The sequence below is a fragment of the Bacillus bruguierae genome (assembly GCF_037104725.1).
Taxonomy (GTDB): domain Bacteria; phylum Bacillota; class Bacilli; order Bacillales; family Bacillaceae_G; genus Bacillus_A; species Bacillus_A bruguierae.
Genome location: NZ_JBAWSX010000011.1, coordinates 111,386 through 130,713 on the forward strand (window position 1 = coordinate 111,386; position 19,328 = coordinate 130,713).

Genomic DNA, 19,328 nt, shown 5'->3' on the forward strand with positions numbered 1-19,328 from the left:
TTGTACTCGCTCATCCACATTATTTTCCCATATGATAACAATGAGTTCATTGAAGGAGGTTTTAACATGTATCCTCAATATCAGCCAATTCCCTTCCGCTCAGCTCCAGTTGGTCCAATCGGAGATTCACGATTTATCCCATTTTTCGGATTTCCTTTTTTAGCTGGGCTTGCAGGAGGTTTACTTGGCGGAGCATTGGCATTTGGACCTAGACCATATTGCCCACCGTATCCTTGCTACGGCTATCCTTATCCAACACCGTATTTTTACTAATGTAAGTAGAAACAACTATGTAAAAAAGGCCTCAAATCGAGGCCTTTTTTCTATATATCTTATTCTATTACGTACAAATACATCCATTTTCATTTTTCAATATGTAAATCACCGCTATGCAGAATTCAACATGACAGCTACTTGCTTTCTCACTTTGTTTTAAACCTCGCATGTGACAGGAAAAGGCCTTGACCGCTTCTATGCATGGCCAGATACTGTCGTCCCCCTAAAAGGAAAGGGGGGTTATGTCGTTTTTTAACTTGTATATATAAAAAGAAAATAATTTTATGTCGTTTTTTCAATTTATACTTATAAAGATTTCCCGTTTCACTTTATTCCTCTTCAGTGTGTATATATGCCATTTGAAAGAGCTGCACTTGACTTTCAATATTTTCTATACGATCCCTTACCACATAATGATATTCTCCATGTTCATTTTGTTCACGTGCTTTTACATTATCATCTAAAATAAGTTGTAAAACATCTTTAATTCGCGTTTTCATATCAAGTCCTAAAATAGGAAATGATATTTCTACACGCTTTTCCATATTACGCGTCATCCAATCGGCTGACGATAAAAATATTTTTTCCTCTCCATTATGGTGAAAATAATAAATACGACTATGCTCTAAATAACGACCTACTACACTAATAACGCGAATATTATCACTTACACCTAGAATTTGAGGACGTAAACAACAAATCCCCCTCACAATGAGATCAACTTTTACACCAGATTGCGATGCTTCGTATAATTTTTGAATGAGCGGCTTATCTGTTAAAGAATTCATTTTTGCTATAATATAGCCATTTCCATATTGTTTATGATAGCGAATCTCTTCATCAATGAGTTCAATAAATTGCTGACGAATATCAAACGGGGCAACAGATAATTGATGAAAATGTGGTTTCATCGTATATCCGCTTAAATAGTTAAAAAAGTTTGTTGCATCAATTCCGAAATCTTTGCGTGATGTAATATATCCAAAGTCAGTATATAATTTCGCTGTTGCATCATTATAATTCCCTGTACCTAAATGAACAAATCGCTCAATTTTCCCATGCTTCCGCCTTACAACAAGCGTAATTTTACTATGTGTTTTCAAATGGCTAACACCATAAATCACATGACAGCCTGCTTTTTCTAATTCTTTTGCCCATTGGACATTATTTTCTTCATCAAAACGAGCCTTTAATTCCACAAGTACTGTCACTTGCTTCCCATTTTCTGCAGCTGTTTTTAAAGCTTGAATCACAGGTGAATCTCCACTTACACGGTATAGTGTTTGTTTGATTGCTAATACATCTGGATCTTCAGCTGCCTCTGCTACAAAATCAATGACAGGATGAAATGACTCAAACGGATGATGTAATAAAATATCTTGTTCTAGCACTTTTTCAAATATATTTTCTTCGTCATCTAAATCTTGAGATGGTTGAGGAATAAATGCAGGATATATTAGATGCTCATATGTAGATGCTAACTTTTTATAGAGCGCAAATAAACATGTTAGATCAAGCGGACCCTCAATCATATATACATCTTCATCCTTCACTTCTAACGCTTCGTATAATAGAGACAATACTCTTTTATCTAAATTATCCGTCCCTACCTCTAAACGAACCGCCGCTCCCCATTTTCGTTTTTTTAATTCTTTCTCAATGACCTTCAATAAATCACGTGCGCCTTCCTCATGAATTGTTAAATCTGCATTACGCGTAATTCGAAAACGCGTAACAGATGATACTTTGTATCCTGTAAATAATTTATGAGTAAAGTTACTAATCACGTCTTCTAAAAAAATAAATTTTTGCTTATTATCTTCATTAGGTAAAAAAATAAAGCGTTCTAATAGTGATGGAACTTGAACGATGCCAAGCTTTGTCCGATTTTCTTCTACTGTTTGTCTTTCATCATATAAAATAGCAGCTAAATTTAAGCTTTTATTTAATAACATAGGAAACGGTCGATACGCATCAATTGCTACAGGTGTTAACACAGGGAAAATTTGTTCATCAAAATATTCCTCAATAAATTCTCGTTGTTCTTTCGTTAAATCACGAAAAGACAACTTTTCGATTCCTTCTTCCTGCAGTGCAGGAAGTAAAACATTTTGATAAGTATCATACTGTACTTGCATTAATTCATGTGCTTTATATGAAATTTTTCCCAGTTGTTTTTTCGGTGTTAGTCCAGCTTTATTTTCCGGTTGATTAAATCCAGCCTTCACCTGATCTTTTAGTCCTGCAACACGCACCATGAAAAATTCATCTAAATTTGAGCTGAAGATACTAATAAACTTTAATCTCTCTAGTAATGGATTACTGTCATCTTGTGCTTCTTGTAATACTCGTTCATTAAAAGCAAGCCAACTCAATTCACGATTGTTATAATAAGCTGTATCATTCAAGTTTATAAGACTATTTTTCATCGCTTCCATATTTCCTTCACACTTCCCTCTAAAGCTTTCTCAATATAATTTAGTTATATTTATTTTAACAAATTTTTACTGGGATAAATGTAAATTTTTTGTAAAGAAGTCCGTACAACTTAACATTCTTCATAAAAATATAGATCAATGTTCATCTTTAAAATTTTCTCTATCTGCTTTTTCTGCTTTTCTGCTTGTACTTTTTCAGATAAAGCTGATTGCTTACAGTAAATATAAAAATCAAGCCCGCCTTCTTTTTTTACAATACGAATAGATTCAATAAGATTACGATTGGTTACATGTAACGCTGCTGAAAATTGCAAAACCGATCCTAATAATCGGATTTTTCTTTGTTCGTCTTTTTCAAACCAACCTGTAAACGGTTCTATGCATTGTTTAAACAACAATTTCGACTTATAAGAAGCAATTAATGCTAATTTAATTCGTTCTTTATGCATCATCCCATCTATCGTTTTATTTGCCAATAAATAAAATGTATGCTGTCTGCTTGACTCTTCATCAATATATTTTCCAATATTAAATACTTTTGCCGCTCTATGCAACGCAGTCCAGTCTTCTCGCTCAAAAGAAGCAATCCTATTTTTTTCTAATTCCTTACAAATCATTGTCGTATTTTTCATAAGCTGTATCACACCACTCATGTCCATCTCATATTCATAAGAAAGTAAGTGGAAACTTTCTTCTACAACATTTGGATAATAAGTAATCCCAAGTGAACTAACTAATTCTTCATAAAAAACTCCTTCGCGTAGTCCTTTTCTACTTAATACAAAGGACGGAGCTTCTATAATAGTTGTTAACATCTTAAACACTTCTACTGCCGGAATAATAGTATCTGCGCGATCTTTAGCAAGACCCTCTAACTTTTGCAATTCTGGAAAAGAAAGTCTTAGTAAATGTTCGTGAACATATTCAATATCAGTTGGCTTCATCTTATATAAATGCAATCCAGAAATTGGATAGGAAATGAGGTTTTGGTGAATTGTCACCATATTACGCGCACTACCTCCAATTGCAATTAGTGGTAATTCCTTATCTTTAAGCCACGGAAGTGATTGGAATTGATACCATAGATAACTTCTTAATTCTTCAAGTTCTTCCGAAGTTGGCGTATCATAATGAAAAAATTGTTGTTTTAACGACAACGCTCCGAACGGAAAACTATGATAGTTTACAATTTCTCGATTTTGAAAATACGTAACTTCTGTACTTCCTCCTCCAATGTCAACAGTAATCCCTTCTGTGAAAGAGGTAGAATTTGTAACAGCTATATATCCATACCGCGCTTCTTCATATTCTGACAATACTCGAAGCTTAAAATCAGTGCTCTCTTCAACAAGACATTTAATTTCCTTTTGATTTTTAGCCTGCCGAACTGTTGCCGTTGCAACGCACAATACTTTATGCAGCTGGTGAAAGCGCGTGCTTTCTTGAAATTGCAACAAAGTATGTAATAATATATGAATCCCTTCTTCGTTTAAGGAACCATCTACTAAATAATTCCGTAAGCGAGCAACTACTTTTGTATTTTCAATTTCTTTATAAAAGCCACCGCTTTGTTTTTCATAAATAACTAATCTCATTGTGTTCGATCCGATATCAATAATTCCATATTGTTTTTTCAACACTCTCGTCATCCTTTTCTTCGTATCATTATATCGTTTTTTAAAATTACAAAACTCATCCACCATAGCATAAAAGCACATAAATGAATAAAAGACTCTTTCCAGTTTTTTCTCTCAATTAAATAAAAGTATTGACTTACTTTTAAAAAAAGATATAACTATATAAATCACTGCTATACAAAACAAAATATGACCTATATTCGGTTTCACCCTTGCATGTGGCAGGAAAAGGACCTGATTGCTTCTATGCATGGCCTCATCCAAAAGGAAAGAGGGTCTTTATGTCTTTATGTTGTTTTTTCAATTTGTATTTATATATTATACAAAATAGTTGTTTTTTGTCACAACATTGCTTTAATATTGAAAATACTTATATTAGCTTTCTACATAGAAAAATTGCTAACTTTTATTGAATTATGATAATGTAGACAGGAAAGGAGTGCTAAAATGAAATCTTCACAACCCCAGTCTCGTTCCTATAATCAATTTTCGGTTCATCAACTTGCTGAAGCAATTTTCAGTGTCAACCGACATGCAAAATCTGCTACAAATCCGAAATATTTATATTGGTTAAAAAAAACAGCTTTAGAACGATTAATTGCAGAAAAACAAGCTACGAAAGAAGGTTTACATTTTTCTAAAAACCCACGGTTTAGTCAGCAACAATCTGACGTTCTTGTCCGAGCAGGTAATTATTACTTCCATATCCCTCCTACGAAAGACGATTTTCGTAACCTTCCACATCTCGGCAACCTTGATTGTGCATATCGAAACCCAAAAACACATCTATCCTTAACCTCTGCTAAAAAAATGCTCCAGCAGTATATTGGAAAAGAGGCATTTCAACAAGAAAAAAAGTTAAGCGAACCAACTCCTTGGTATCGTCGTACTTACACAAAAAAATAAAGAAGCCTTGGCCGAAACGGCCAAAGCTTCTTTATTTTTTATCTTCTTTTATTTTAATATTTGCTTGCTTGTAGAAAGACAGTTTTTCTTCATTATACTGCTTTGTATATTCATTAAATTTATTTTTTGGAGAATCAATCTCTTGATAAGATTGATTTACAACTTTCACCTTTTCACTAATTACTTTTAATTTTTCATCTTTCGCTTGCAACATCGTATATAATTCTTTTTCTAGTTTTAATGATTTTTTATAGTTATCATACATCTTTTTGAAGGCATCATAACGGCCTTTATATGCATCTTGTACTTTCTTTGCTTGTTCTTGTAACTTTTTATCTTTAAGTTCCTTTACATATTTATCAACATCTTTTGTTTCTGCTTGTGCTTTATCTAACGTTTCCTTTTCTTTATCTAACACCTTTTCACGATCAGTAACGCTTTTTACAGCTTGATCTAACTTCTCTTTTACCACTTGATTGTTATCTTTTCCGTCTTTTACAATCTGGCCATATAATTCTTGCCCTTGCTTTTCTAATGTTTCTAATTTTTTTGCATCTTCAAAGATTGTTTTTTCTTTTTTTGCAGCATTCTCAAATGCTACATATAACTCTTCTTCTGGTTTAGGCCCGAAGCAACCTGCAAGTAAACTCATTGATATAGCTGCTACTAGTGCTACTTTTTTATATTTCAACTTCAATTCCTCCTATTTTATATACGATTATCATGCCAGAAATTTAATGGAAAATGATTTGCTTCATCGTATACTTCAAATTCATATCCTTTTTTACGAAGATCATCAATGATTGTTTGCAAAGCTTCCACTGTTTGCTTCTTTTCATGCATTAAAACGACTTCTCGTTCTTTATTAACATGAGGAACAACATTTTGAATGACCCCATTAGGATTTCCTGGTAATTTCCAATCTAAAGAATCCACAGTCCAATCCCATTCTTTCATACCGACAGATAACATTTGATCACGCAACGCTTGAGTAAGTCCCGGCATACTTCCATATGGACAGCGAACAAGGCTCGGATGAATACCTGTTACCTCTTTCATAATATCCTGAGCTTGTTTCATTTCCTCAACAAATTTACCTTCTTTATACAGTTTACTATAATTATGCGTCATACTATGAACACCTGGATAATGGCCCTCTTTTACTAAACGCTTTACACTATCCTTATGAGCTGGAATATTTCCACCAATCATAAAGAATGTTCCTTTTATATTATTCTTCTTTAAAATATCTAATATTTCCTTTTGAAATTCACTTGGACCATCATCAAATGTTAAGTATACTACTTTACGTATTTGACCGTTATATTTTTCTGGTGCCTCTTTTCTCAATTCTACTTTTGGTTGTTCACCGGCAAACTGAACAGTATTTTCTTGATTCGCAACTGCTCTTGCAGGAGAAGTAATGGATTGAAACATAAAAAAACCTGCTGCTACAGTAAAAATTAGGATAATAGCGATACCCAATCGCTTAATTATTGTAGAGCGACGGTTCGTAACGTCTACCATTCTATCATTTCCTTTCTATTTTTCTATACATCTGTACTTTTTTCATTTTACACAGTATAAAAGAATCGACGCAATAATAAATTCCGATTATTTTCCAAACATCTTCAAAAGGAAAAGTGTAGAGATCTTTCCAACTCTACACTTTAATGAGAAATCATCGTGCAAAATGTACTGATACGTCCATCGTTTATTATATGATGATTAACTCCATTTTTAAAGGGGGTTGTTACAAAATACACAATATCTTGTAACAAAACTGCAAAAAATGTTTCAAAATAATAATGTTATAATTCTAATTTTTGTATATCCCTATTTTGATATAAACCTGTTTGCGCTAGTTCTAACAGTTCTTCAAATGAAAATCCTTCTAATGGATATATTGCTCCCGTAGACATAAATGTGATGTGTACAATATCATCTTGTAACACTTTTGTTAAATTTTTAGTGATTCGATTCACCTTACCACCTTCACATATGTTTAGAGGTGGGAGTCCTCTCGAAAGGTATGATAGATCATTTAAACAAAATAAAAAGAACCTCTCTATTAAGAAGGAACTGAAAAAATTTTATTCCGCTATTCGTAGGCAGTAGGACCCCCACCTCAAGGTGCAGAGAAAAACGGAGTAGATAGATGGGGGACAGCTGTGAGCATGCGCCCGATTGGTTCAACATAAAAGAAGGAAATGATACATCGACGATTCCCTTCTTCACTTATTTATAATTATATATAAGTCGCTGCTATGCAGAACAAAACATGACCTATACTCGCTTTCTTTCTTTATTTTTATTTTTGCATTTGGCAAGAAAAGACCCTGACTGCTTCTATGCATGGCCAGATGCTCTTGTCTCCAAAAAAAGAAAGGGGTTTTTAGGGCGTTTTTTCAATTTGTATTTATACATACATTCGTTTTCAGTAGGTTTCATAATTCCTTTTTATCAGCAGAGCCTCCTTTGTTTGCAACGGTCCATACACTTGGTGATTATGTTGGAATGTGTACGTAGCCCGAAGAGGCAAAGAAGGTGATATACTGTTACGATCAGCTTTTACTTGCCATACTAAACGTGCTTTTTCTTTCGGTAATAAGTTATCAATGCGCCAACGAACAAGTTGAAAAAGAAATTCATTTTGCCCATTATCGGATGTTAAAGTATTAGGTACATACGACAACTGATCTCTAATCATATGACTGACACATATGTGAGAAACAGCTTCTTCTCCTTGATTATCTACTTCAATTTGAAGCGCAATTATATCTTGAATTCCATAATAAACAGTGTTTGAAAACGAAGAGTGTTGTTTCACATCGCACACCGTAAGCGTCACTTCTATACGAGGAATGTATTGCTTATAAGTTAAATCTTTATCAATACTCCCTGACCATAAAGCAGGTTGTATACTCAAAGTAAACTTATTTCGGTTTTCTAACTCCCCGCAATATCTCACCATACAAATTCACCCCATTCTCATATTGAATATATACCGTTCTCACTTCTACTTCTTCCATGAACAGCCCCCGACAAAAATTTATCCTTTTTGTACTCTTTACTTTATATAGTATTCGATAAACAAAAGAAAAAATCATTTAAAAAAGCTGCACATCATATACAGCTTTTTCCTGTATTTATTTATCCTCTACTAACTATGAATAAAAACTCTCTTACTGATGAAAGTTTATCTTTGTCTAGCTCTGCTTCCTCCTTTTGTTTTAAACCTCGTATGTGGCAGGAAAAGGTCCTGACCGCTTCTATGCACGGCCAGATGCTCTCGTCCTCCTCTAAAAAGAAAGGGGTTTTTATGTCGTTTTTTAACTTGTATATATAGTAATTTTCCCTCTATATCTCATATAACAAAACATGTAAAATTTCCCATACTTTCTATGTTTATGAATTATTTTTCATAATATGTTTTGTTAAGAATAATTTCCCTTCTTCACTTCTACTATAATTAAAATCAATACTTTGAATAACAAATAATCCACAATATATGTGATCTTTGACTAAAAGATTCATGCACAAAGCAAAATAATTTTACTGAAAGAAATAATTTGTTATTTAGTCAATTTTGACTATAATATAATTTATCCCGCACTCACCATCAGTAGGGATGAAAAATAATAATGGAAGTTTCATTTTATTATTAGTATGCAAAGGAGGGCTATGCTTGGAGGAACAAATAACTCAAAAGCAAGCAAGGAATACAAAGTTCGTTGTAACTGGATTGTTACTTGGAATACTACTAGCGTCAATGGATAATACAATTGTTGCTACTGCAATGGCTACTATTGTAGGTGATTTAGGTGGATTTGATAAGTTTGTATGGGTTACTTCTGCCTATATGGTAGCTACTATGGCCGGAATGCCTATCTTCGGAAAGCTATCAGATATGTACGGACGTAAACGGTTTTACATAGGAGGATTGCTTCTCTTTTTAGTTGGTTCAATGCTTTGCGGCACTGCCAATAGCATTGAACAATTAAGTATATACCGCGCAATTCAAGGTATTGGCGGAGGAGCTCTTATGCCAATCGCCTTTACAATTATGTATGATATTTTCCCAGCGGAAAAACGCGGTAAAATGACGGGGCTATTTGGAGCTGTTTTTGGAACGTCAAGTGTGTTTGGTCCGCTCCTAGGTGCGTATATTACCGACTATATTAGTTGGCACTGGGTATTTTATATTAATATCCCATTAGGAATTATCTCGCTCTTTTTAATTACAAAATACTATAAAGAATCTTTACAATATAGTAAACAAAAAATTGATTGGGCAGGTGCCGTTACTTTAATTATCGGTATCGTTTGTCTCATGTTTGCTTTAGAACTTGGTGGTAAAGAGTACGCTTGGGATTCAAGTGTAATTATTAGCTTATTTGCTACATTTACTGTTATGCTTCTTATCTTTTTCTTTATTGAACGAAAAGTGGAGGAACCGATTATTTCTTTCCATTTATTCCGAAAACGTTTATTTGCAGCAAGTCAAGGCGTTGCTTTTTTCTATGGTGCAACGTTTATTATTTGCACAGTCTATATTCCGATTTTTGTTCAAGGTGTTCTTGGTGGATCTGCAGCAAATGCTGGACTAATTTTAACACCGATGATGGTAGGATCTGTTATCGGAAGTCAAATAGGCGGACAGTTAGCAACGCGTACAAGTTATCGTAACATTATGACTATCTCTGGTATTTTCTTTATTCTTGGTATGTATTTATTAAGTACATTAACAATAGATACCTCACGCGCAATGGTAACAGTCTTTATGATTTTAGCTGGATTTGGCGTTGGTTTTTCCTTCTCTGTCTTAAGTATGGCCTCTATTCATAATTTAAGTATGAGAGAACGAGGCTCTGCAACATCAACAAACTCTTTCTTCCGTTCACTTGGTATGACACTTGGTGTAACGATTTTTGGTACCATTCAAAATCATGCATTTACAGATAAACTAAAATCTATTTTCCCGCCAGAACTAGCAAAAATGGCTCCAAAAGGCGGAGATACAAGTTTCTTATTATCTCCAAATGCTACTGAAAAAATACCACCAGAAATTTTACATGGCATTAAAGATGCGCTAGCAAACTCTATCGCTGACACATTTTTATGGGCACTTATTCCTGCATCACTTAGCATTATATGTATCTTATTAATGGGAAAAGACCGATTAGTTGCACCAACAAACAAGAAACAAAAACAAGTGAGTTAACATTCCGTGTATACAGCTTTATATTTTGGAAAATGTTATTGATCATGCTTCTCTATATAAAGATGCAAGAGAAGGAAAACGTTCAGAAATCAATACAGAATTAGACTATTAAATATATAAACAGTCACCGAGAGTGACTGTTTTTTCTATTCATAAAAATGGATTTTCTGAAGCGTTTTTTTCCATTTTTCTTTTTTGTAACCTCTCTCCTTTTTCATTACAATACAAATATATAAAGGAGGTGAAATCTTATGAAGGGGCATTTAATTAAACAATACGGATTCTCCGTATACTATCATTCTTATTTACAAAAACAAATCTTATACATACTAATACTTCGCAGCGAAATCGCTTTTCAGTCCCATACATTACACCCTAATGAACAACTGGAACTACTCTCCTATGACCGATTACTCTTTCATCACGCTCACGATATATATAAACGAATACATCGTTCCTACTCTGTTTTTTCACATACATATCCACCATCACATTGGTGGTGGCATTTAGAAAATTTTTTGTTTTAACAAAATTAATTATCTTATTTTTAAAAATAGTAGACAATTTTAAAAATATTATGATAAAATCTGTTTCAATATCATTTACGCTAGTTACATTCCTTTCCAAAAGGAGATAGGTACACGAAAAAATATTTTCGTGTTTAAAAGGGAAGTTTGGTGAAAATCCAACGCGGTCCCGCCACTGTAAGTGTAAAGATTTCTTTCTATATACCACTGTGAAAACGGGAAGGTGATCGAAATCGCTGATGCATGAGCCAGGAGACCTGCCTATTTTAACGGCACTGATAGACTCACGGATGATGAGGAGGTGTTTTTAACGAAAGAGAAGTATTTTCTGCTTCTGTGGCCACTTTTCGTTAAAAGCATTTCCGAGTATACGGAAATGCTTACTTATATTTAGGGAGGAATTTACAATGACACTTTTAACAAGTAACTTAGGGTATCCACGAATTGGATTACAACGCGAATGGAAAAAAACTTTAGAATCTTTTTGGACAAACAAAGTGGATGAACAACAATTTGTGAAACAAATGAAAGAGATTCGCCTTCAACATCTAAAAGTACAACAAGAAAAAGGAATCGATCTCATTCCAATCGGTGATTTTACATATTATGACCATGTCCTTGATACAGCATATATGCTCGGGTTTATCCCTTCTCGTTTTTCAAAGTATACATCGGAACTTGACGTATACTTTGGCATGGCACGCGGTTCAAAAGATCACGTTGCTTCTGAAATGACAAAATGGTTTAATACAAATTATCATTATATCGTTCCAGAATATGAGGATCATCTACATATTTCCCTTAAAGAGAATCGTCCACTTCGTTTATATGAAGAAGCAAAACGAGAACTAGGTATTGATGGTAAGCCTGTTATATTAGGACCTTATACGTTTTTAAGCTTAGCCAAGGGTTATAAAAAAGAAGAATTCACAACCATTTTACAAAAATTAACACAACCGTACATTCAATTGTTACAAGAATTACAAGATGCTGGTGTATGCTGGGTTCAAATTGATGAACCAATCCTTACTTCCCTATCAAAACAAGAAGTTAGTATCGCAAGAAATTTGTATGAAACAATCCGTAAAGCTGTTCCAAATCTATCTATTATGCTACAAACGTACTTTGATAGCATAGAAGAAAACTATGAAGAGGTTATTTCATTCCCGGTTACTGGGATTGGGCTTGATTTTGTACACGGTAAAGAGGGGAATTTGCGCGCCTTACTACAACACGGATTCCCATCTGATAAAGTATTAGGGGTCGGTTGTGTAGATGGCCGTAACATTTGGAGAGCAAACCTTGACGAAATTCTCTCCCTTTTCCATACATTGCAAGAAACTGTGCAACCGAAAGGATGGATTGTCCAACCTTCTTGTAGTTTACTTCATACTCCTATTGACAAGACAACTGAAACACACCTTGTACACGAATTATACGATGCGCTCGCTTTTGCAAATCAAAAACTAGAAGAACTTACTATTTTACAAAAAGCTCTCGTACATGGAATAGAAAGTATTTCTGATGAATTACAAACGTATCGACGTGTGCACGAAGCCATTCGTACTTCAGCAGCTCGTAATCGTAAAGATGTACAATCTACACTATCAGCATTACAAGAAGAAGACTTTTCCCGTCCTCTTTCATTTGAAAACCGCTATAACTTACAGCAAAAAGCTCTGAAGCTACCATTACTTCCAACAACAACAATTGGTAGCTTCCCGCAAACACAAGAAGTTCGTCAAAAGAGAAAACAATGGCGCAGCGGCGATATCTCAAATGAACAGTACGAAAGGTTTATTGAAGAAGAAACAAAAAAATGGATTCAATATCAAGAAGAAATTGGGCTTGATGTCCTCGTTCACGGCGAATTTGAACGAACAGATATGGTAGAATATTTTGGCGAAAAACTTGCTGGTTTCTCCTTTACGAAAAACGGTTGGGTACAATCGTACGGTTCCCGCTGTGTGAAACCTCCTGTTATTTATGGTGACGTTGCGTTCATTAATGGTATGACAATAAAAGAAACGGCATTTGCACAAAGTTGTACGAAAAAAGTTGTTAAAGGTATGTTAACTGGTCCTGTCACAATTTTAAATTGGTCTTTCGTTCGAAATGATATTCCAAGAAAAGAAGTTGCTTATCAAATTGCCCTAGCACTTCGCCATGAAATTAAATTACTTGAATCATCCGGTATTCGTGTCATTCAAGTTGATGAGCCTGCACTACGCGAAGGAATGCCATTAAAAGAAAAAGATTGGGAAACATATTTAACATGGGCTGTCCAAGCATTCCTCCTTTCTACTTCTTCAGTGGAAAACGAAACACAAATTCATACGCATATGTGCTACAGTAATTTTGAAGATATCGTAGAAGCAATCCGTCAACTTGATGCAGATGTTATTTCCATTGAAACATCAAGAAGTCACGGGGAGTTTATTGATACATTAAAAGAACATCCATATGAAAAGGGAATTGGTCTTGGTGTATATGACATCCATAGTCCACGTGTACCAAGTATAGATGAAATGTATGTAATTGTAGAGCAATCATTAAAGGTGTGTGATCCAAAGTATTTCTGGATTAATCCAGATTGCGGCTTAAAAACAAGAAGAACAGAAGAAGTTATTCCTGCACTAACACATATGGTAAAAGCAGCTGTAAAAGCACGTCAACTTTTACAAACAAGTGCGCAATAATAACTTAAAGCTTCCCTCTGTGTGGCTCACTGGCCGCGAATCACTAGATAAAATAGAAAACTACTGTCCCTTGGTTATCAAGACCTAAATTCAAAAAAACTTAAAATATAGAGGTTCTAACATATTAGTCATATACAATATGTTAGAACCTTTTATATTTGAAACTGAATTTGATTTGTACCTTTCTTATAGGGATTCCACCAAAAACATACGCTAAGGAATAATAATATATCTAGCCTTTTTAGGATAAAATTTCCTCCTACAATGAAAGATCACATCACTTGACGGACTAATAGAATTAAACAGACTTACTTTCATTTTTATTTATGTTTATACCTAATTGATCTTGCAAGGCTTTTTTACCGTTGTTTGTAAGATGGACTGCTCGACTGTTTTCTTCTTTTGTAATCCATCCTTGTTCAAAAAAAAGATTGGCTATTTCAGATCCTAACCACCCCGAAATATGATAACGTCTTTCACTCCAATCAAGACAAGGCTTTGCAAATATCCTCCTTTTTATATTAGCCTTTTCGATATTGATTCCAAATTTTAAAAACCACTTTTTCCCTTGCTCAGTCACAGCGTACTCTTCATCTTCTAAAGTTAGAAGTTGTCTATCAATTAGCCCCTCTGTTATTTTTACACCAAGCTCCCCTGCAAGATGATCATAACATGTTCGAGCATTACGAACTTTTTTTAGTTGATCGGACTGCCTCAAAGAGCGAACTGGAGCAGTTGGTGCGATCGTCCCTAATTTTTCAAGAGCTTCCGCTACCTCCTGATTAGCAAGTCTATAGTACCGATGTCTACCATGTTGTTCAACATTAAGGAGATTACCCTCGACCAATTTAGAAAGATGAGAACTGATTGTTGGATGTGACACTTTTGCCATATATGCTAATTCACTAGCTGGTAAAGCCTGACCATTCATTAAACAATCTAAAATTATTGCCCTTGTAGGTTCAGCAATTAGTTTTGCTATATATGAGATATTCGGATATACATTCATATTTCGATGATACCCTAATTATCTATTTGATACAATTATCTTAAATCCACAAGCAAGGAGGAGTTTATAATGAATACAATTGAGCTTTGTATATTAAATTTAAAGGAAACAAGAAGGCGCTCTATCAAATTGTGGAGGTCTCTTCCTGATAACTTGCTTTCCTGGAAACCTGACAACGAAGCAATGTCTTTTGGGGAGATGATTCGTCATGTGTGGAGTGCAAGTTTCCATTATCACATGCTCTTAAGGAACAACGGATTGATAAAGACAGACATATATACCCCATGTGATGAAGAACCAATCACTTCTGTTGAAAAAGAGATCGAGTTATCGCAATTGTATTTTGACGATTTTATAGAATATGTTGAATCCATATCAACGGAGGAACTAGAATCAAGACTTATTGATAGAAGTGATGTAGGCTACCAACGATATTTAGGTGACATGCTTTTAAGAATTGCCTATCATGATGCCGTTCATACGGGTCAGTTTTTACAATACTTACGAATGGTAGAGTTGGAAAGGCCCCTTATATGGGATTAACCTTAAATAAAGATTTTGTGAGGAAATCCCCATTGGTCATCGTATATAATGGCTAGTCTATTATTTCTATACGGAATTGGGGGAGGGATATTTCAACCAGCTAATATTGTATCAGTTATGGCGTCTGTATCCAAAGAAAAACAAGGTACGATTGGAGCTGTACAACGTATGTTACAAAACGTAGCAATTGCATTTGGTGCTGCAGTTGCTACAACATTTATGAGTTCACAAGGCGACATAGAAACATACAAGCTTATTCAAGCTTTCCGATATTCGTGGTATATCGCAGGAGGATTACTATTATTTAATCTTCTATGTTTTTTAGGCTATCGGAAATCTTAAAATATAAAAATGCGATTTCTAACAATAGGGGTGCGGTTTACTCACTCTTGAAGTGGGGGGCTTATTGCTAGTTAATGCGGGATAAACCGCAGAATGCAGAGTAAAACATGACCTGTACTTGCATTCTGCCTTTGTTTTAAACCTCGCTTGTGGCAGGAAAAGGCCCTGCCCGCTTCTATGCACGGCAGATGCTCTCGTCCCCCTAAAAAAAGGGTTTTTATGTCAGTTTTTCAATATTAGTTCTCTTCAAAAAACAATTCATATTTTACTTTATACAAGTCATCTACTAAAGGTTCTTCTAGAGGAACTGCTTGCATAGTTACTATATACTCTCCTGAAGGAACAAAGAAAGGAAGTTTACTTGTTAACACTCTTTCTTGTAACACTGCAAACGGAGCTGACACTATCCGTACCGCTTCTTTGTTTTCTACAAACTTCTGAGTATATACCATTATTTCACACGTATAATCAGATAGTGCTTCAAATATAATTGCTCCCCCTCCTCACCCCTTTCATACAAGGTAATATATTATTTCACAATAAATTTCACACGTGTTCCATCTGGATATTGATCCAATTGATTACCGACCCAAGAACCTGCACCTCGGTTATCTGCAGGACTAATATATTCAATATGTGCTCCTTTTCCGCCTTCTTTACACATCGCCATTGGCCATTCATCACGATCATATCCTTTCTTTGGTGGATATGGAGCTAATGATTGCTTTCTTCTATCTGCAGCACCCTTTCGATCAATCGTACAAATTTTAGAATGACCTTCTTGTATTGCATTTTCAATATGATTTCCTGTTTCAGGATACTGTTTTTTCGGAAACTCAAGAATTTGGTCGTATGCTACGTCTTTCTTATTCTCTGGTTCCGGTACTATCAAAATTTTGTATACACCAATTAGTAAAGAAAGGATTGCAACGATTGTAATTAAAATACCTTTAACTTGTTTCATCTGATCTAAGTCCTCCATTTTCTTGCCACTAATATGGAACGTTTCTCCTCCTCATCCTGTCATTATAACAAATTTCATATTCTTATATTTTCAGACATTATTCTATATTCCTGTCTTCTTTTCCATCAAAAACATGCTGTTTTATGCAGCATTCCACTAATCGTGTAGAAAACTTTCAACCTTCCGACATTTTTTTTCAAAGGAAGTACAAAACAAGAAATGGAATTGATATACATGATACTTTTTAGGGAGGAAATGTCATGAGTGGAACATATAAAACGAAAGATGTCACAAATAAAACGGGAATCCCCAAAAATGTAATTCGCAAATATAGCCAACTTTTAGAACAACATGGCTATTTTATTGATAAAACAGCTCAATCTCGCTCGTATAAAATGGATGATTTACGAATATTAAAAATGATTCACGAACGAGCCGCTACATTGGAAGAAGATATTATGGAAACGATTGCATTTATACTAAAAGGGGAAGAATCTCCAGCAGTGTCTCCTGCTATTATAGAGGAAAATAACAACTTGCAACCGAATGAACAAAGCAAAAAATTTGAAGAATTCATGCACAAATTAGATATGCTCGCCCAATTAAACGAAGCCATTATTCATCAAAATTCAACCCTTATTACGCAGAATCGTTTAAAAGATGAAAAGCTAAATGAATTAATTCACCAAGTATATGTAAAAGAAGTAAACCAAGAAGAAATGTTGCAAAGTCTTGTGGATCATGCCGCAGAAACTGATGCGCTCCAAAAAGAAAAAATGGATCTACTCATGAACCATATGTATAAGCGGGAATCCAAACAAGAAGAAAAAATGAACAAACTTATGAATCAAGTTTATAATAAAGAAAGTAATCGTGATGTACAACTCATGCAAGTAATTCGAGAAATTCAAGAAACAAAACGATTAATTGCCGCTTCGCAAGAACAAAGTTTATTTAAATCGTTTAAAAATTTATTCGTTCGATTTAAATCTGAAAAAACGGGAGAAATAAATAAATAAAAAATAAAAGTTACCGTACCTTGGTAACTTTTACTCTTTATGTACAATGTTTTGCATCGCATCTGGTAAGGTAATAATCGCTTCCGTTCCTTGTCCTATTTCACTTTTATATACAAGTGTACCACTATGAGCTTGCAAAATACTAAATGTAACCATTAATCCAAGACCTGTTCCCTTTTCTTTCAATGAATAGTATGGTTGTCCAAGTCTCGCAAGCTGCTCTTTCGTCATTCCAACACCGCTATCTTTAACACGAATAACAATAGATTCATCTTTTTGCCATGCTGTCACTTTTAAATATCCTTTATTTTCTTGAATTGCTTCAATCCCATTTTTCACAACATTCATAATCGCTTGTTTTAATTTCGTTTTGTCACCTATCGTATATAAATTTTCTGCAATTTCAACTTGTAAATATACACCTCGCATTGCAGCAAATGAAGACATTAACGTAGTCATTTCAATAAGTTGTGCAGATAAACAAATATGTTCTTTCTTATCAATTTGCGGCCTTGCTAAATTTAAATAGTCTGAGATAATTTGTTCTGCCCGGTCTAATTCAGCTAAAACAAGACGCATGTATTCTTTATTTTTCACATCTTCTGTACTTTCCAATAATTGAATAAACCCGCGTACAACTGTAAGTGGATTACGAACTTCATGAGCTACACTCGCTGCTAACTCGCTAACAATATTTAATTTCTCAGATTTTTGCATTTCTGTTCGTAACATTGCATTTTCATATAAATATTCTGTTAAGTAAACTTGGAAGGTCATCGTCATTATCATAATGAAAGAAGCAAATATATATTCGCTATATAAATAAGATATCATTGGTGTAAATCCCTTTCCAAATAACAGACCAAATATTTCAAATCCTAAAGAGATTAGAGTATAAACAGATGCCAACATAAAAGATAAAACCATTTTTTTATGTCTCGAAAATGTACTCCACTTTTTAGACAATAAAAAAGGAATGACAGAGATAAAAGTAACTTCTAGTACACGCAACCAACTTAAACCATTGAGAAATCCATCGTATAAAATGGCAATTATAGCTGGAATGATACCAACTATGCCACCATACAAAAATGCACTAATAATTGAAATTTGATGAAAATCATAATTACAAGTTTCCCAAACACAAATCGGATACGTCATCGAAAGAATAAGCGTAATTGTTGATAATAATACAATAAAATAGCGATTGGGCTTTTGATTCATACTTTGATAACGATTTAAACGAATTGCTTCATACAAAAATAGCGGCAAAATAATGATAGCAACTTGAATCATTAAGTCGCGGATAAGTCCCATCCCCTCATCCCCTATATTCATTTTGATATGATTATATCATTTTATTGACAAATTTGTTTAATTTTTTAGATTATTCCAAACATTTCCGTAAATAATTTGTGAAGATTCATTCACAAGTGTTACAACTTTTCGAAATGATTGTAAACCATGTATCAAATTATCCCAATGCCATATACAATAAATACAGGATAAGAAATCGATTGGAGGAAGATAAAATGACAGGAACTGCGCTCGTCTTAAACGAGGAAAATCTTGTTGTATTAGAAAATATTGAGAAATCAGTGTACGAAGAATTACAAGGGCGAACAGGTACAAATGATTGTACATGCTCTGTAAACAACTCAGTAGTGCATTTAGGAAAAATTTCTTCTGTTCTTTGGAGTGAAGACGAAATCGATTGGGAATACGGTTATTAAACAAAAGGTCG

Annotated in this window: 19 protein-coding genes and 1 riboswitch; of the genes, 9 read left to right on the forward strand and 10 right to left on the reverse strand. The window is 34.3% G+C overall.

Features of this window, described 5'->3' with window-relative positions:
- Positions 1-66 precede the first annotated feature (66 nt).
- Complete coding sequence (locus WAZ07_RS17735) at positions 67-273, forward strand: hypothetical protein (RefSeq protein WP_336473516.1); 207 nt, start codon at positions 67-69, stop codon at positions 271-273.
- Positions 274-605: 332 nt separating this feature from the next.
- Here WAZ07_RS17735 and WAZ07_RS17740 read toward each other — a convergent pair whose 3' ends face one another.
- The gene (locus WAZ07_RS17740; protein WP_336473517.1) at positions 606-2,714 is read right to left on the reverse strand and encodes an RNA degradosome polyphosphate kinase; all 2,109 of its coding nucleotides are present in this window, start codon (positions 2,712-2,714) and stop codon (positions 606-608) included.
- 110 nt (positions 2,715-2,824) lie between these two features.
- Positions 2,825-4,363 (reverse strand): Ppx/GppA family phosphatase, encoded by a 1,539-nt coding sequence (locus tag WAZ07_RS17745; protein ID WP_336473518.1) that lies wholly within the window; start codon positions 4,361-4,363, stop codon positions 2,825-2,827.
- A gap of 435 nt (positions 4,364-4,798) precedes the next feature.
- Here WAZ07_RS17745 and WAZ07_RS17750 point away from each other — a divergent pair, with 435 nt between their 5' ends.
- Positions 4,799-5,257, forward strand: coding sequence for a YkyB family protein (locus WAZ07_RS17750; RefSeq protein WP_090914240.1), 459 nt, complete (start codon positions 4,799-4,801; stop codon positions 5,255-5,257).
- A gap of 31 nt (positions 5,258-5,288) precedes the next feature.
- Here WAZ07_RS17750 and WAZ07_RS17755 read toward each other — a convergent pair whose 3' ends face one another.
- The 4 genes from WAZ07_RS17755 to WAZ07_RS17770 all read right to left on the reverse strand — a co-directional run bounded on the left by WAZ07_RS17755 (position 5,289) and on the right by WAZ07_RS17770 (position 8,231).
- Positions 5,289-5,909, reverse strand: coding sequence for a YkyA family protein (locus WAZ07_RS17755; protein WP_336473561.1), 621 nt, complete (start codon positions 5,907-5,909; stop codon positions 5,289-5,291).
- A gap of 56 nt (positions 5,910-5,965) precedes the next feature.
- On the reverse strand, positions 5,966-6,784 hold the full coding sequence (locus WAZ07_RS17760; protein ID WP_336473519.1) for a peptidoglycan-N-acetylglucosamine deacetylase: 819 nt from the start codon (positions 6,782-6,784) through the stop codon (positions 5,966-5,968).
- Between the two features lie 284 nt (positions 6,785-7,068).
- Positions 7,069-7,242: a hypothetical protein gene (locus WAZ07_RS17765; protein ID WP_336473520.1), complete on the reverse strand. Its 174-nt coding sequence runs from the start codon at positions 7,240-7,242 to the stop codon at positions 7,069-7,071.
- A 452-nt stretch (positions 7,243-7,694) separates the two neighbouring features.
- The gene (locus tag WAZ07_RS17770) at positions 7,695-8,231 is read right to left on the reverse strand and encodes a hypothetical protein (RefSeq protein WP_336473521.1); all 537 of its coding nucleotides are present in this window, start codon (positions 8,229-8,231) and stop codon (positions 7,695-7,697) included.
- Positions 8,232-8,945: 714 nt separating this feature from the next.
- Between WAZ07_RS17770 and WAZ07_RS17775 the strand changes: the two genes are divergently transcribed.
- The 3 genes from WAZ07_RS17775 to metE all read left to right on the forward strand — a co-directional run bounded on the left by WAZ07_RS17775 (position 8,946) and on the right by metE (position 13,707).
- Entirely contained in the window at positions 8,946-10,481 is a 1,536-nt protein-coding gene (locus WAZ07_RS17775) for an MDR family MFS transporter (RefSeq protein ID WP_090914235.1), read from the forward strand.
- 251 nt (positions 10,482-10,732) lie between these two features.
- On the forward strand, positions 10,733-11,008 hold the full coding sequence (locus tag WAZ07_RS17780; RefSeq protein WP_336473522.1) for a hypothetical protein: 276 nt from the start codon (positions 10,733-10,735) through the stop codon (positions 11,006-11,008).
- 91 nt (positions 11,009-11,099) lie between these two features.
- A riboswitch (cobalamin riboswitch) is annotated at positions 11,100-11,287 on the forward strand.
- 128 nt (positions 11,288-11,415) lie between these two features.
- A complete protein-coding gene (gene metE, locus WAZ07_RS17785) occupies positions 11,416-13,707 on the forward strand; it encodes a 5-methyltetrahydropteroyltriglutamate--homocysteine S-methyltransferase (RefSeq protein WP_336473523.1) in 2,292 nt (763 codons plus the stop codon).
- 298 nt (positions 13,708-14,005) lie between these two features.
- On the opposite strand, the gene WAZ07_RS17790 is transcribed toward metE, so the two are convergent.
- Positions 14,006-14,716: an ArsR/SmtB family transcription factor gene (locus WAZ07_RS17790; protein ID WP_090914229.1), complete on the reverse strand. Its 711-nt coding sequence runs from the start codon at positions 14,714-14,716 to the stop codon at positions 14,006-14,008.
- Between the two features lie 69 nt (positions 14,717-14,785).
- Between WAZ07_RS17790 and WAZ07_RS17795 the strand changes: the two genes are divergently transcribed.
- Together WAZ07_RS17795 and WAZ07_RS17800 are read left to right on the forward strand one after the other, a co-directional pair.
- Entirely contained in the window at positions 14,786-15,259 is a 474-nt protein-coding gene (locus tag WAZ07_RS17795) for a DinB family protein (protein WP_336473524.1), read from the forward strand.
- 48 nt (positions 15,260-15,307) lie between these two features.
- Complete coding sequence (locus WAZ07_RS17800; RefSeq protein WP_336473525.1) at positions 15,308-15,601, forward strand: MFS transporter; 294 nt, start codon at positions 15,308-15,310, stop codon at positions 15,599-15,601.
- 236 nt (positions 15,602-15,837) lie between these two features.
- On the opposite strand, the gene comJ is transcribed toward WAZ07_RS17800, so the two are convergent.
- Both comJ and WAZ07_RS17810 read right to left on the reverse strand, forming a co-directional pair.
- Positions 15,838-16,092: a competence protein ComJ gene (comJ, locus tag WAZ07_RS17805; RefSeq protein ID WP_413788914.1), complete on the reverse strand. Its 255-nt coding sequence runs from the start codon at positions 16,090-16,092 to the stop codon at positions 15,838-15,840.
- A 38-nt stretch (positions 16,093-16,130) separates the two neighbouring features.
- Positions 16,131-16,565, reverse strand: coding sequence for a NucA/NucB deoxyribonuclease domain-containing protein (locus WAZ07_RS17810; RefSeq protein ID WP_336473527.1), 435 nt, complete (start codon positions 16,563-16,565; stop codon positions 16,131-16,133).
- A 260-nt stretch (positions 16,566-16,825) separates the two neighbouring features.
- Between WAZ07_RS17810 and WAZ07_RS17815 the strand changes: the two genes are divergently transcribed.
- Positions 16,826-17,584 carry a DUF3967 domain-containing protein gene (locus tag WAZ07_RS17815; protein WP_336473528.1) on the forward strand — a complete coding sequence of 253 codons (759 nt, stop codon included), beginning with the start codon at positions 16,826-16,828 and terminating at the stop codon, positions 17,582-17,584.
- A gap of 30 nt (positions 17,585-17,614) precedes the next feature.
- Here the strand turns inward: WAZ07_RS17815 and WAZ07_RS17820 are convergent, their stop codons facing one another.
- On the reverse strand, positions 17,615-18,901 hold the full coding sequence (locus WAZ07_RS17820; RefSeq protein ID WP_336473529.1) for a HAMP domain-containing sensor histidine kinase: 1,287 nt from the start codon (positions 18,899-18,901) through the stop codon (positions 17,615-17,617).
- 215 nt (positions 18,902-19,116) lie between these two features.
- Here WAZ07_RS17820 and WAZ07_RS17825 point away from each other — a divergent pair, with 215 nt between their 5' ends.
- On the forward strand, positions 19,117-19,317 hold the full coding sequence (locus WAZ07_RS17825; RefSeq protein ID WP_336473530.1) for a hypothetical protein: 201 nt from the start codon (positions 19,117-19,119) through the stop codon (positions 19,315-19,317).
- Positions 19,318-19,328 lie beyond the last annotated feature (11 nt).